Source organism: Hydrogenophaga sp. (genome assembly GCF_026125825.1).
Lineage (GTDB): Bacteria > Pseudomonadota > Gammaproteobacteria > Burkholderiales > Burkholderiaceae_C > Hydrogenophaga.
On sequence record NZ_JAHCKK010000042.1, the window covers coordinates 1 to 13,290 of the forward strand.

The window sequence follows — 13,290 nt, forward strand, 5'->3', positions numbered from 1 at the left end:
TCGTGCCGTCCTCCACCAGCACGTCGAGGTTGATCAGCCGCTTCCAGTAATCCGATCCGAACAGCAGGATCGGCACCGGCTTGGACTTCTTGCACTGCACCAGCGTGATCACCTCGAACAGCTCGTCGAGCGTGCCGAAGCCGCCGGGGAAGGCCAGCAAGGCCTTGGCGCGCATCATGAAGTGCATCTTGCGCAGCGCGAAGTAGTGGAACTTGAAGCTCAGCTCGGGCGAGACATAGGGATTGGCGGCCTGCTCGTGCGGCAGCGCGATGTTCAGGCCCACGGTGGGTGCGCCCTCATCGTGCGCGCCGCGGTTGGCGGCTTCCATGATGCCGGGCCCGCCGCCGGTGCAGATGAAGAGCTGCTCGGCCTTCGCGCACTTCATGCTGTAGCGGGCCACGGTGCGCGCGAACTCACGGGCCTTGTCGTAGTAGTGCGCGTTGCGCACCATGGCCTGCGCGCGCGCGATTTCGCGTGCGTCGCCACTGCGCTCGGCGCGCACCAGTTGCTCCTGCGCCTCGCTGGCTTCGCGAAAGCGCGCACTGCCGTAGACGACGATGGTGTTCTCGATGCCCGCTTCGCGCTGGGCCAGGTCGGGCTTGAGCATCTCGAGTTGCAGTCGGATGCCCCGCGTCTCGCGGCGCAGCAGGAACTCGGGATCGGCGAACGCCAGGCGGTAGGCGTCGGCCTGCAGCGGGAGTCCTTCGTTGGCATGGGTCTGTAGCTCGGCCCAGGCATCGGCCAGGCGGCGTTCGTTGAGGTCTTGGTGGGCTGCCATGTTGGAATTCCTTCGGTTGTCGTGTGATTCGGATGATGCCGCTCACAGGGCGAGCGCGAGAGCCAGCGGCACGAAGACCACGGCCAGCGCATTGCCCAGCATGATCATGGCACCGACCTTGTCGGGCTCCTGGTGGTAGCGGTCGGCCAGCATGAACTGCATCACGGCGGGGGGCAGGGCGGCAAGGAGCAGGAGCGGGCCGCGCCTTCCAGGTCGAGCGCCCAGGCAAGCAGGCCGCCGCCCAGGATGATCGCTGCGCCCCCCGCCAGCATGGTGACTTCGGCGATGCGGGCGATCAGGTTCATGCGCAAGGGGAAGGCGGTCGGTCGGGGCCGGAAAGCGAAAAGGCTCCCGCAGGAGCCTCTTCAAGGGGGTGCCGTGGGCGACAACCGCTCAGACGCGCTTGCGGTATTCGCCGGTGCGCGTGTCGATTTCGATCCGGTCGCCCTGGGCCACGAACAGCGGCACGGAGACTTCGAAGCCGGTCGCGATCTTGGCTGGCTTGAGCACCTTGCCCGAGGTATCGCCCTTGACGGCCGGCTCGGTCCAGGTGATTTCGCGCTCGACGCTGGTCGGCAGTTCCACCGAGATGGCCTTGCCGTCGTAGAACACCACTTCCACGGCCATGCCGTCTTCGAGGTAGTTCAGCGCGTCGCCCATGTTCTCGGCTTCGACTTCGTACTGGTTGTACTCGGCGTCCATGCAGACGTACATGGGGTCGGCGAAGTAGGAGTAGGTGCACTCCTTCTTGTCCAGGATGATCTGGTCCATCTTGTCGTCGGCCTTGCAGACGACTTCGGTGGCCATGTTGTTCAACAGGGCCTTGAGCTTGAGGCGCACGGTGGCTGCGCCACGGCCGCCACGGCTGTACTCGGTCTTCAGGACGATCATCGGGTCCTTGCCGTGCATGATGACGTTGCCGGCGCGCAGTTCTTGAGCGATTTTCATAGAGATTCCAACGGTTGAGGCGGAATCTTGACTGGGATCGAATCCGCGCCGGTTTTCCGCAAAGCCTCGAATTTTATCGCTTTTCCTGTGCGAAACCGACCAGCTGGCTGCACAGGTCGGCCTGGGCCAGCAGGCGTTCGCGTGCCGCCCTGGCGCAGTGGTGCCACTGCGCCAGGGTGTCGGCATCCGGCCAGGTGGCTGTCAATGGGCCGATGCCGTTCCATGCCAGGTGGAAGGCGCGCAGCGAGGCCGGCGCCCGCAGCCAGTCCAGGAACGCCTGCAGCTTGGCATGGTGCGCGTCGTCGTGCTGGGGGTAGATGTGCCAGACGAAGGGCCGCCCGGCCCACAGCGCGCGGGCCAGCGAATCCTCGCCACGCACGAAGTTCAGGTCGCAGGCCCAGAGCAGGTGGTCGAAGTCGCGCTGGCTCAGCAGGGGCAGGGCATGCAGCCGACAGCCTGGGCCGGGCGAGGCCACCTGCTGGACGGCCTGCCAGGCCCGCCCGGGGGTGACCAGCCAGTCGCTGGGCGCGGGGTCCTGGCCCGCCTGTTGCAGCACGCCAGGCAGGGCGACGGGTTCGTAGCAGAACAGGCTGACCCGGCGCGCCGCTGGTCGCACCGGGAGCCCCTGGCCGGCCAGCCATGCCCGGTCGTCGAATGCGGCCTGCCGTGCCAGCAGGTCGGGCTCGCGCACCAAGCCGCCCGTGCCTTCGGTGAAGCCCGGGTAGAAGAACCATTTGCCGAGCCCGCGCGCCGGCCCGCTCATGATCGGCGAGGGCAGGCGGTGCGAGCGCTCCACATACGGCTCGGCGCTGAGGTATTCCAGGTTGATCCACACCGGCGCGCGTGCGCCGCCAGCCACGCGGGTGGCCAGGGCCTCGATGCACTCGGGCGGGGGTTCGCAGCCAAATGCCTCGATCCACACGTCGGCCGGCGGCTGCGGGTCGCCCTGGCCGGCAGGCAGGGGCGAAGTCCAGGCCCGCACCTCGATGTTGGGCACGCTGCCTTGCAGCGCGCCGGGCGCCATCCAGGCCAAGGCCTGCGAGTCGTCCAGCCAAAGGCGCACCTGTTCGCCCCGGCGCGCCAGTTCGGCCGACAGCCGCCAGCAGACCCCGACGTCGCCGAAGTTGTCGATCACCCTACAAAAAATGTCCCAGCGCATGGCCGCCATTGTCGGGGCTTGGCGGCGCTGGCCGGCCGGGCTACAGTTTGCAGGCGCTCCAGGCCAGGCCCTCCGGGCCGCTGAAGGCGCCGGAGACCCGCACCATGGCCTTGCGACGTTTCACCCCCTGGCTGGCCGCGCTGCCGCTGCTGCTCGTGTCTCCCCTGGTGGCCGCTCAGGATCTCATCGCCGACATGAGCGGCGGGCCGCCCACCGGCCGTTACGTCTTCGCCAGCAGCACCCCGCGCACCCTGCCTGAGCTGCTCAGGGGCCCGGGGCAGGGTGAACCGGCCCAGCCAGTGGGCCATTGGTTTCTTCCACCCGGCACGGAGCGCGGTCCAGCCGTCGTGCTGATTCACGGTTCCGGCGGCATCTACGACGCCATGCTCGACTACTGGCCCAGGCAGTTCAACGCCGCGGGCATCGCGGTGCTGGCGGTGGACTCCTTCGGCCCCCGGGGCGTCAAGAGCACGGCCGAAGACCAGTCGCAGGTGCCTTTCGCCGCCGACACGGCAGACGCCTTCGCCGCGCTCAGGCTGGTGGCCAGCCATCCCCGCGTGGACCCCGCGCGCATTGCCATCATGGGGTTCTCGCGAGGAGGCATCACCACCTGGCGCACCGCGGTGGAGCGGATCGCGGCGGCGCAGAAGCTGCCCGACAACCTGCGCTTCGCGGCTCATGTGCCGGTGTACTCGGGAGGCTGCGTTGGGACATTCCGCCTCATCGTCAAGCCGGGCGTGTTCACCACCAGGGCGCCCATGCTGTGGGTGCACGGCGACGCGGATGACTACGCGACCATCGGCGCTTGCCGCGACTATGCCGAGCGCATCGGCAAGGCCGGCACGCCAGTGGAGTTCCTCACACTCGAAGGCGCGATGCACAAGTTCGACCAGGACGACACGCGCCGCCTGAATGTGCGTGGCGCGCAGCGCACGCTGGAGACCTGCCCGCTGGAACTCGACATCGACACGCTGGCAAGCTACGACCGAAACACCGGCCAGCGCGTGAGCGGCGAGGCCTTGCAGGCGCTCATGCGGCAGTCGTGCAGCGCGGTGGGTGCCCATGTGCAGGGCGATCGGGCCGCGCGCGACAAGGCCGCGCAGGCCATCCTGGCCTTCTTCCGCAAGACGCTCGGCTCGCGCTGAGGCCCGCTCGCCGGCGGGACCGGCGGGGACGGGCCACAATACGCGCCCATGTCCGACACGCATTCCGAACAACTGCTCAGCGAGGTGGCCGCTCTGCCGGGCCTGCCCGGCGTGTACCGCTACTTCGACGCCCAGGGCCAACTGCTCTACGTGGGCAAGGCGCGCAACCTCAAGAAGCGCGTGTCGAGCTATTTCCAGAAGAACCACGACGGCACGCGCATCGGCCACATGGTGGGCAAGATCGTGCGCATGGAAACCACCGTGGTGCGCTCCGAGGCCGAGGCGCTGCTGCTGGAGAACAACCTCATCAAGACGTTGAACCCCAAGTTCAACATCCTGTTCCGCGACGACAAGAGCTACCCCTACCTCAAGATCACCGGCACGCGCGAGGTGTTCAAGCCTTCGGCCAGGCTGCCATCGCCCTCGATGGCGTTCCCGCGCATGGCCTACTACCGGGGCGTGGTCGATCGCCGCCACAGCTATTACGGTCCCTATCCCAGCGCCTGGGCGGTGAAAGAGTCCATCACCTTGCTGCAGAAGGTCTTTCGCCTGCGCACCTGCGAGGACACGGTGTTCGCCAACCGCACGCGGCCCTGCCTGCTGTACCAGATCAAGCGCTGCAGCGGCCCCTGCGTGGACCTTATCGACCACGAGGCCTACGCGCAGGACGTGCGCGACGCCGAGCGCTTCCTGCGCGGCGAAACCCAGGCGGTGCTCGACACGCTGGAGCAGCGCATGCTCGCGCACGCCGAGAAGCTGGAGTTTGAGCAGGCCGCCGAAATCCGCAACCAGATGAGCGCGCTCTCCCGCGTGTTGCACCAGCAGGCCATGGACACTGTCTCCGACAAGGACGTGGATGTGCTCGCGGTCAAGGTGCATGGCGGGCGCGCCTGCGTCAACCTCGCGATGATCCGCGGCGGCCGCCACCTCGGCGACCGGCCATACTTCCCTGCCCATGTGGACGACGCCACCGCCATCGACAGCGCGCTGGCCGAGGAGGGCGGCGACGCCCCCCGGCCCGCGGACCCGGCCGAACGCGTGGCCGTGCAGGTGCTGGAGGCCTTCATCGCGCAGCATTACCTGGGCGTGGCCATGCCGCACACGCTGGTGACCAGCCACCCCGTGGGCAAGCCCTTGCTGGCGGCGCTGACCGATCAGATCGGCGCCAAGGTGAACGCGGTGCACCAGCCGCGCGAGCACCGCCGCATCTGGCTGGAGATGGCGCAGAAGAACGCCGACATTGCGCTGGCGCGCCTGTTGGCCGAAGAAGGCAGCCAGCAGGCCCGCACGCGCGCGCTGGCCGACGCGCTCAATCTGCCCGACGACCAGCTCGACACGCTGCGCATCGAGTGCTTTGACATCTCGCACACCGCCGGTGAATCCACCCAGGCCTCGTGCGTGGTCTTCGAAGGCCACAAGATGCAGAACAGCCAATACCGCCGCTACAAGATCGAGGGCATCACCCCGGGCGACGACTACGCCGCCATGCGCCAGGTGCTGCTGCGCCGCTACGGCCGCATCGCCGAGGCCCTGCGGGCGGAAGAGGGCGTGCCCACCCTCCCGCCCACCGAGGCTGCAGAGGCTTGCGAAGCGCCGGACGAGGCGCTGGCCACCGAGCCCACGGTCGAGTCCGTGGCCGGTCCACGCATGCCCGATCTGGTGCTCGTCGACGGCGGCAAGGGCCAGGTCAGCATGGCGCGCGAGGTGTTCGAGCAGCTCGGCCTGGACCTGTCCCTCATCGTCGGCGTGGAAAAGGGCGAGGGCCGCAAAGTGGGCCTGGAGGAACTCGTGTTCGCGGACGGCCGCGACAAGGTCTACCTCGGCCACGACTCGGCCGCGCTGATGCTCGTGGCGCAGATCCGCGATGAGGCCCACCGCTTCGCCATCACCGGCATGCGCGCGCAGCGCGCCAAAGTGCGCACCGGTGGCAGCAAGCTGGAGGACATTCCGGGCGTCGGGCCCAAGAAGCGCGCCCGCCTGCTGCAGCGCTTTGGCGGCGTGCGCGGCGTGGCCTCGGCCAGCGTGGAAGACCTCAGCACGGTGGAAGGCATTTCCCCCGAACTGGCCGACGCGATCTACCGCGCTCTGCACTGAAGATCCCGTCCTGCTGCGGTTTGCGGGCCGCCATCGCATAATCGGCCCATGTTCTTCAACCTCCCCACCCTGCTCACCTGGGCCCGCATCGTCGCCATCCCGCTGATCGTGGGGGTGTTCTACATGGAGAGCCTCAGCCCGGCCCAGCAGAACCTGATCGCCACGGTGCTGTTCATCGTGTTCGCGCTCACCGACTGGGCAGACGGCTACCTGGCGCGCAAGCTCAACCAGACCTCGGCCTTCGGCGCGTTCCTCGACCCGGTGGCCGACAAGTTCCTGGTCTGTGCCAGCCTGCTGGTGCTCGTGCACCTGGACCGCGCCGACGTGTTCGTCGCCCTCATCATCATTGGCCGTGAGATCGCCATCTCGTCGCTGCGCGAGTGGATGGCCATCATCGGCGCGACCAAGAGCGTGGCCGTGCACATGATCGGCAAGGTCAAGACCACCGTGCAAATGGTGGCGATTCCCTTCCTGCTGTTCCATGGCACGCTGTTCGGCATGATCGACACGCAGCTGTGGGGCACCTGGCTGATCTGGATATCCGCCGTGCTGACCATCTGGTCCATGGTGTATTACCTGCAGAAAGCCATCCCCGAGATCCGCGCCAAGTCGCGCTGAGGCTCTGGCGATGAACTCCCCGGCGCAAGACAACGCATGGCTGCGCGCCATGCCCTGGGTGTTCGTGCTGATCTGGAGCACGGGCTTCATCGTGGCGCGCTACGGCATGCCGCACGCGCCGCCGATGAAGTTTCTCGCCGTGCGGTATGCGCTGTCCATCGCGTGTTTCCTGCCCTGGATCTTCCTCTCAGGCGTGAAGTGGCCGAGCAACCGCACCCAATGGCTCCACCTCGCGGTCACCGGCGTGCTGATGCACGCGGGATACCTCGGCGGTGTCTGGGCGGCCGTGAAGGCCGGCATGGGATCGGGGCTGTCCTCGCTCATCGTTGGCCTGCAACCTGTGCTCACCGCCATCTGGCTCTCGGGCACGGGCTCCAAGGTGTCCAAACGCCAGTGGCTCGGCCTCGTGCTGGGCTTTGCCGGCCTGGTGCTGGTGGTTTCGCGCAAGTTCGGCTCGGGCGGGCCGGGCGATCAGGCCAACTGGCTCAATCTCTCTTTCGCCGTGATGGCCCTGATCGCCATCACCGTCGGCACGCTGTACCAGAAGCGCTTTGTGGCCGCCTGCGACGTGCGCACCGCCAACGCGGTGCAGTTGCTCGCGGCGCTGCTGGTGACACTGCCGCTCACGCTGCTCGAAGCCGAGCTGATGGACTGGAACGGCGAACTCATCGGCGCCATGGCGTGGTCGGTGCTCGGCCTCACCCTGGGCGGCAGCTCGCTGCTTTACCTGTTGATCCAGCGCGGCGCGGCGGCCTCGGTCACCAGCCTGATGTACCTCGTGCCGCCATGCACGGCGCTGATCGCCTGGCTGTTGTTCGCCGAGCCGATCACAGCCGTCACCCTGGCCGGCACCGCGCTCACCGCTTTCGGCGTGGCGCTGGTGGTGCGCTCGCCGTCGCGCTGACGCGGGTTTTCCAGGGCTCCTTGCGGAAGCTCTCCGCCAGAAAGTCCAGCAGCAGGCGGATGCGCCTCGGCGTCTGTGGCCGGTACGGCGCCAGCCAGTGGATGTCGGCGTCGGGCATGGCGTAGCCCGGCAGCACGCGCACCAGCTCGCCGCTGGCAATCTGGGGCGCGATATCCCACAGGCTGCGCAGCATGAGGCCGTGGCCGGCCAGGCACCAGTCGCGCACCAGCTCCCCCGAGTTGCTCGACAGGGGGCCGCTCACCGGCACGTGCTGCACCTGCGCGTCCGCCCCGCGCTGAAGGCGCCAGTGGTCAAAGCGCTGGCCTGGGCCCCCGCCGTTCTCGCGCACCACCAGGCAGGCGTGTTGCTGCAGTTCCTGCAGGCTGCGGGGAGCGCCATGGCGCTCGATGTAGGCGGGTGAGGCCACCAGCACGCGCTGGTTGGACGCCAAACGTCGCGACACCCATTCGGCCGCGCGCTCGGTGGGCGCGTTCCACAGCCAGATGGCACCGTCGAAACCCTCCACCGCCAGATCGGGCAACTGCTCGGTCAGCTGCAATTGCACCTGGATGCCCGCGTGCCGCGACTGGAACTCGGCCAGAGCCGGCCCGAGCCAAAGCCGGCCGAAGCCGAAGGTGGCGGCGAGGCGGATCGGGCCCGCGGGCTCGGCCTGGCGTTCGCGCAACTCGGCCTCCACCTCGTCGAAAGCACGCAGCAACTGCACCGCGCGCTCGCAGAGGGTGTCGCCCTCGGCCGTTGGGCTCACGCGCCGCGTCGTGCGCTGGAACAGCCGCAGGCCCAGGCGCGCCTCGAGCGCAGCCAGGCGCTTGGTGACCACCGAAGGCGCCACGCGCATCGCGCGCGCAGCCATCACCAGGCTGCCATGCTGACGGACAGCGAGCACGAGTTCCAGATCGGGGCGGTCCAATTATTTCCCTTTTAGAACGAATCAATTGCCCGATTATTGCCGCAAGGGGGGCTATGCTGGCGCCCATGTTGAACGGATTCCAGCCTCACACCGTGCACCGAGAGGGCATCGCCTTGCACACCCGCATCGGCGGGGAAGGGCCGCCCCTGTTGCTGCTGCACGGCCACCCTCAGAGCATGGCCATGTGGCACCGCGTGGCGCCCAGCCTGGCCCGCCATTTCACGGTGGTGCTGATGGATCTGCGCGGCTATGGCGATTCCGCACGGCCCACGCCCGACGCGGCGCACCTCGCGCACAGCAAGCGAGAGATGGCGCTCGACGCCGTCGCGGTCATGGCGCACCACGGCTTCGATCGTTTCGATGTGCTGGCGCACGACCGGGGCGCGCGCGCCGCGCACCGCCTGGCCGCTGACCATCCCCAGGCGGTGGGGCGCCTGCTGCTGCTCGACATCGCGCCCACCCTGGCCATGTACGAACAGACCGGTGAGGCCTTCGCGCGCGCCTACTGGCACTGGTTTTTCCTGATCCAGCCGCCGCCCCTGCCTGAGGCCGTCATCGGCACCGACCCGGTGCGCTATGTCCGCAGCGTCATGGGCAGTCGCCACGCGGGCCTGGCGCCCTTCGATCCGGCCGCGCTGGCCGAGTACGAGCGCTGCGCTGCGCTGCCCGGCACCGCGGAATCGGTCTGCGAGGACTACCGCGCCAGCGCCAGTGTCGACCTTGACCACGACCGCGCCGATGTGGCCGCCGGCCACCGCCTCGACCAACCGCTGCGCGTGCTCTGGGGCGAGCACGGGACCGTGGCGCGGTGTTTCGATGTGCTGGCGCTGTGGCGCGAGCGCGCGGCCTATGTGTCAGGCCACGCCTTGCCGTGTGGCCACTACATCGCGGAGGAGGCGCCCGAGCGCCTCGTCGCCGAAGCCCTGTCCTTCTTCCAATCCCCTTTACAGGAGCAACCATGAGCAAACACCGCATCGCCGTCATCGCCGGGGACGGCATCGGCACCGAAGTCATGCCCGAAGGCATCCGCGTGCTGGAGGCCGCAGCCTCGAAATTCGGCATCGACCTGCAGTTCGACCACTTCGATTTTTCCAGCTGCGACTACCACGAGCGCCACGGCAAGATGCTGCCCGACAACTGGAAGGACCAGATCGGCGGCCACGACGCGATCTATTTTGGTGCGGTGGGATGGCCCGACAAGGTGCCCGACCACATCTCGCTCTGGGGTTCGCTGTTGATGTTTCGCCGCGAGTTCGACCAGTACGTCAACATCCGCCCCGCACGCCTCATGCCCGGCGTGACCGCACCCGTGGTGCGCCGCGACGGCAGCCCGCGCGCGCCCGGCGAGATCGACATGGTGATCGTGCGTGAGAACACCGAAGGTGAATATTCCAGCATTGGCGGACGCATGTTCCCCGGGACCGAGCGCGAGATCGTGGTGCAGGAGACGGTGATGTCGCGCATCGGTGTGGATCGCGTGCTGCGCCACGCCTTCGAGGTCGCGCGTTCCCGACCCAAGAAGCACCTGACCAGCGCCACCAAGTCCAACGGGATTGCCATCACCATGCCCTACTGGGACGAGCGCGTGGTCGAGATGGCCAAGGAATACCCGGACGTCAAAGTCGACAAGTTCCACATCGACATCCTCACGGCGCACTTCGTGCAACGCCCCGACTTCTTCGACGTGGTGGTCGGCAGCAACCTGTTCGGAGACATCCTGAGCGACCTCGGGCCGGCCTGCACCGGCACCATCGGCATTGCGCCCAGTGCCAACCTCAACCCTACGCGCCAGCACCCGTCGCTCTTCGAGCCGGTGCATGGGTCGGCGCCCGACATCGCCGGCAAGGGCATCGCCAACCCGATCGGCCAGATATGGTGCGGTGCAATGATGTTGGACTTCCTGGGCCATCGTGGTGCACACGACGCGATCATGCAGGCCATCGAAGCCGTGCTGCAGCCCGGCAGCGGCGCCCCGCGCACGGCCGACCTCGGGGGCCAGGCCGGCACCCGCGACGTGGGCCGGGCCATTGCCGAAGTGCTCAAGGCCTGATGTGCCGGGGCCGAGTTGCGACAGTTTGTTGCACGCGACATGCGTCGGATGAAAGCGTCTAGAATCTCGCCTCTTGCGCCGACAGGGACCGGGCCCAGGCTCCTCAGTATTGACAGGGGTTGTGCCCAGTGGGTCTAATCACCCAGCGTTTGCCACGGTGTTGGCATCGTCCTGCGGTCTAGAGCGATTGGGGTTTTTTGCCCGCGGCCCGCGCCGTCTTCGGAAAAAACCTGTCCTAACGGAACATTCATTTCATCTTCAAGAGGGGCTATTTGTGAACAAAACAGAACTCGTCGAACACATTGCCAAGCACGCCGACATCTCCAAGGCGGCTGCAACGCGTGCACTGGACTCCACCATCACCGCGATCCGCACCACGCTCAAGAAGGGTGGCACTGTGTCGCTCGTCGGTTTTGGCTCTTTCGCCGTGACCAAACGCCCCGCTCGCAAAGGCCGCAACCCCCGCACCGGCGCTGAGATTAAAATCAAGGCCGCCAAAGTGCCGAAGTTCCGCCCGGGCAAGGCACTCAAGGATGCGCTGAACTGAAGCGCTCTCCGGATTTCCGGTGGGGTGCTTAGCTCAGTCGGTAGAGCGGCGCCCTTACAAGGCGTAGGTCGGCGGTTCGACCCCGTCAGCACCCACCACCATCGAAAAGGCGAACCAGGGTTCGCCTTTTTTGTTGTCGGAAACGGCAGCACCACGTAGCAGGATTCAAGGCATGTTCGATTCCATCCGCAATCACAAGAAGTACCTCATGGGCTTCCTGATGATCCTGATCATCCCCTCGTTCGTGCTGTTCGGCATCGAAGGCTACACGCGCTTCAACGAAAGCGGCGCCCCGGTGGCTGTAGTCGATGGAAAAGACATCACCAAAGCCGAATGGGATCAGGCGCACCAGCAGGAATCCCAGCGCCTGCGCGAAGCGATGCCCTCGCTCGACTCGCGCCTGCTCGACAGCGATGGCGCGCGCTACGCCACGCTGGAGCGCCTGGTGCGCCAGCGCCTTCTGGCCGCCGCCGCCACGAAGCTCAACCTGTACACCAGCGACGCCCGCCTGGCGCGCGACCTGCAGCAGAACGAGGCCATCGCCGCGCTGCGCAAGCCCGATGGCGCGCTCGATGTCGAGGCCTACCGCCAGCTCGTCGCCCGCCAGGGCTTGACGCCCGAGATGTTCGAAGCGCGTGTGCGTGCCGACCTCTCGCAGCGCCAGGTCTCGCAAGGCATCCTCGGTTCGAGCTTCGCGCCCACCGCGCTGGCCAACGTTTCGCTCAACGCCTTCTTCGAACGCCGCGAAGTGCGCGTGGCGCGCTTTGCCGCCAGCGACTTCGCTTCTCAGGTCAAGCCGACCGATGCCGACATCGAAACCTTCTACAGCGCGAACCAGGCTTCGTTCCAGGCACCGGAGCAGGCAGAGATCGAATACCTCGTGCTCGACGCGGCGGCGCTGCAGAACAGCGTGGCCTTCAATGAAGCCGACGTAAAGACCTATTACGAGCAGAACGCCTCGCGCCTGTCCGGAACCGAGGAACGCCGTGCGCGCCACATCCTGCTGACCGTGCCGGCCGGCGCACCCGCCGCAGACAAGGACGCCGTGCGCAAGCGCGCCGAGGAACTGCTCGCTCAAGTGCGTGCGAAGCCCGCGAGCTTTGCCGACGTGGCCAAGGCCCAATCTCAAGACCCGGGCTCGGCCGCCAAGGGGGGTGACCTCGACTACTTCGGCCGAGGTGCCATGGTCAAGCCTTTCGAGGACGTGGTGTTCTCGCTGGCCAAGGGCGCGATCTCCGATGTGGTCGAAACCGATTTTGGGTTCCACATCATCCAGCTCACCGACATCAAGGCGCCGCCCGTGCGCAGCTTCGAATCCATGCGCCCCGAGATCGAAGCCGAACTGAAAAAGCAACAGGCCCAGAAGCAGTACGCCGAAGCCGCCGAGACCTTCAGCAACCTCGTCTACGAGCAAGCCGATTCCCTGCAACCCGCGGCCGACCGCCTCAAGCTGCAAGTCCGCAAGGCCACCGTACAACGGCAGGCCCAGCCTGGTGCGACGGGCCCGCTGGCCAGTGAGCGCCTTCTCGGCGCGTTGTTCGACACCGAGTCGATCGACAAGAAGCGCAACACCGAAGCCATTGACACGGGTTCGGGCCAACTCGTGTCGGCCCGCGTGGTGAAGCATTCGCCTGCCCACACCCAGCCTCTGGCCGAGGTGCGCGAGCAAGTGCGCGCGCGTCTGGTTGCCGAGCGCACCGCCGAGCTGGCCCGCGCCGAGGGTGAAAAGCAGCTGCAGGCCTGGAAGGCCGGCGGCGACGCCAAGGGTCTGGGCAACGCCGTGGTGGTGTCGCGCGAGAACCCGCAAGGCCTCGCGCAGCCCGTGCTCACAGCGGCCCTGAGCGTGGACCCGAAGACCCTGCTCGCGTGGACAGGCGTGAACCTGGCCGACCAGGGCTACGCCATCGTGAAGATTGAGAAGGTGCTGCCGCGCGACGTGCGCGATGCGCAAGCGCTGGCCCAGGAAGTGCAGCAATACAACCAGTGGTGGGCCTCGGCGGAGAACGAAGCCTACGTGGAAGGACTCAAGGAACGTTTCAAGGCGCGCATCCTGGTGCCTGAACCGGCCGCTACACCGGCGCCTGCCCGTTGAGAGGCCTCCGGTTCGGGCTATAATGCT

Annotated in this window: 14 protein-coding genes and 1 tRNA gene; 9 read left to right on the plus strand and 6 right to left on the minus strand. The window is 67.3% G+C overall.

Annotated features, from left to right (window positions below):
* From KIT86_RS14295 to earP, 5 genes are all read right to left on the minus strand, one after another.
* A partial coding sequence (locus KIT86_RS14295) for an LOG family protein (RefSeq protein WP_297399449.1) occupies positions 1-778 on the minus strand: 778 nt, incomplete at its 3' end.
* Between the two features lie 42 nt (positions 779-820).
* Positions 821-943: a hypothetical protein gene (locus KIT86_RS14300; protein WP_297399451.1), complete on the minus strand. Its 123-nt coding sequence runs from the start codon at positions 941-943 to the stop codon at positions 821-823.
* Positions 940-1,083: a hypothetical protein gene (locus tag KIT86_RS14305; RefSeq protein ID WP_297399453.1), complete on the minus strand. Its 144-nt coding sequence runs from the start codon at positions 1,081-1,083 to the stop codon at positions 940-942. The genes KIT86_RS14300 and KIT86_RS14305 overlap by 4 nt, the downstream gene beginning before the upstream one ends.
* Positions 1,084-1,171: 88 nt before the next feature.
* Positions 1,172-1,726 (minus strand): elongation factor P, encoded by a 555-nt coding sequence (efp, locus tag KIT86_RS14310; protein WP_297399455.1) that lies wholly within the window; start codon positions 1,724-1,726, stop codon positions 1,172-1,174.
* 73 nt (positions 1,727-1,799) lie between these two features.
* On the minus strand, positions 1,800-2,885 hold the full coding sequence (earP, locus tag KIT86_RS14315; RefSeq protein WP_297399457.1) for an elongation factor P maturation arginine rhamnosyltransferase EarP: 1,086 nt from the start codon (positions 2,883-2,885) through the stop codon (positions 1,800-1,802).
* 104 nt (positions 2,886-2,989) lie between these two features.
* Between earP and KIT86_RS14320 the strand changes: the two genes are divergently transcribed.
* From KIT86_RS14320 to KIT86_RS14335, 4 genes are read left to right on the plus strand one after another with little or no spacing between them, the layout of a single operon-like run.
* The gene (locus KIT86_RS14320) at positions 2,990-4,030 is read left to right on the plus strand and encodes a dienelactone hydrolase family protein (protein ID WP_297399459.1); all 1,041 of its coding nucleotides are present in this window, start codon (positions 2,990-2,992) and stop codon (positions 4,028-4,030) included.
* Positions 4,031-4,078: 48 nt separating this feature from the next.
* Entirely contained in the window at positions 4,079-6,124 is a 2,046-nt protein-coding gene (gene uvrC, locus KIT86_RS14325; RefSeq protein WP_297399461.1) for an excinuclease ABC subunit UvrC, read from the plus strand.
* 48 nt (positions 6,125-6,172) lie between these two features.
* Entirely contained in the window at positions 6,173-6,742 is a 570-nt protein-coding gene (gene pgsA / locus KIT86_RS14330) for a CDP-diacylglycerol--glycerol-3-phosphate 3-phosphatidyltransferase (RefSeq protein ID WP_297399463.1), read from the plus strand.
* Between the two features lie 10 nt (positions 6,743-6,752).
* On the plus strand, positions 6,753-7,646 hold the full coding sequence (locus KIT86_RS14335) for a DMT family transporter (protein WP_297399465.1): 894 nt from the start codon (positions 6,753-6,755) through the stop codon (positions 7,644-7,646).
* Here the strand turns inward: KIT86_RS14335 and KIT86_RS14340 are convergent.
* Positions 7,600-8,574, minus strand: a complete 975-nt coding sequence (locus KIT86_RS14340; protein WP_297399467.1) for a LysR family transcriptional regulator — start codon at positions 8,572-8,574, stop codon at positions 7,600-7,602. The two genes, KIT86_RS14335 and KIT86_RS14340, sit on opposite strands and share 47 nt — an antisense overlap.
* A gap of 65 nt (positions 8,575-8,639) precedes the next feature.
* On the opposite strand from KIT86_RS14340, the gene KIT86_RS14345 reads away from it, so the two are divergent.
* The 5 genes from KIT86_RS14345 to KIT86_RS14365 all read left to right on the plus strand — a co-directional run bounded on the left by KIT86_RS14345 (position 8,640) and on the right by KIT86_RS14365 (position 13,263).
* Positions 8,640-9,536, plus strand: coding sequence for an alpha/beta hydrolase (locus KIT86_RS14345; protein WP_297399469.1), 897 nt, complete (start codon positions 8,640-8,642; stop codon positions 9,534-9,536).
* Positions 9,533-10,624, plus strand: coding sequence for a tartrate dehydrogenase (locus KIT86_RS14350; RefSeq protein ID WP_297399471.1), 1,092 nt, complete (start codon positions 9,533-9,535; stop codon positions 10,622-10,624). Before KIT86_RS14345 ends, KIT86_RS14350 begins: the two co-directional genes overlap by 4 nt.
* A 274-nt stretch (positions 10,625-10,898) precedes the next feature.
* Complete coding sequence (locus KIT86_RS14355) at positions 10,899-11,171, plus strand: HU family DNA-binding protein (RefSeq protein ID WP_066158910.1); 273 nt, start codon at positions 10,899-10,901, stop codon at positions 11,169-11,171.
* Positions 11,172-11,193: 22 nt separating this feature from the next.
* Positions 11,194-11,269, plus strand: a tRNA-Val gene (locus KIT86_RS14360).
* Between the two features lie 74 nt (positions 11,270-11,343).
* Positions 11,344-13,263: a SurA N-terminal domain-containing protein gene (locus KIT86_RS14365; RefSeq protein ID WP_297399479.1), complete on the plus strand. Its 1,920-nt coding sequence runs from the start codon at positions 11,344-11,346 to the stop codon at positions 13,261-13,263.
* Positions 13,264-13,290 lie beyond the last annotated feature (27 nt).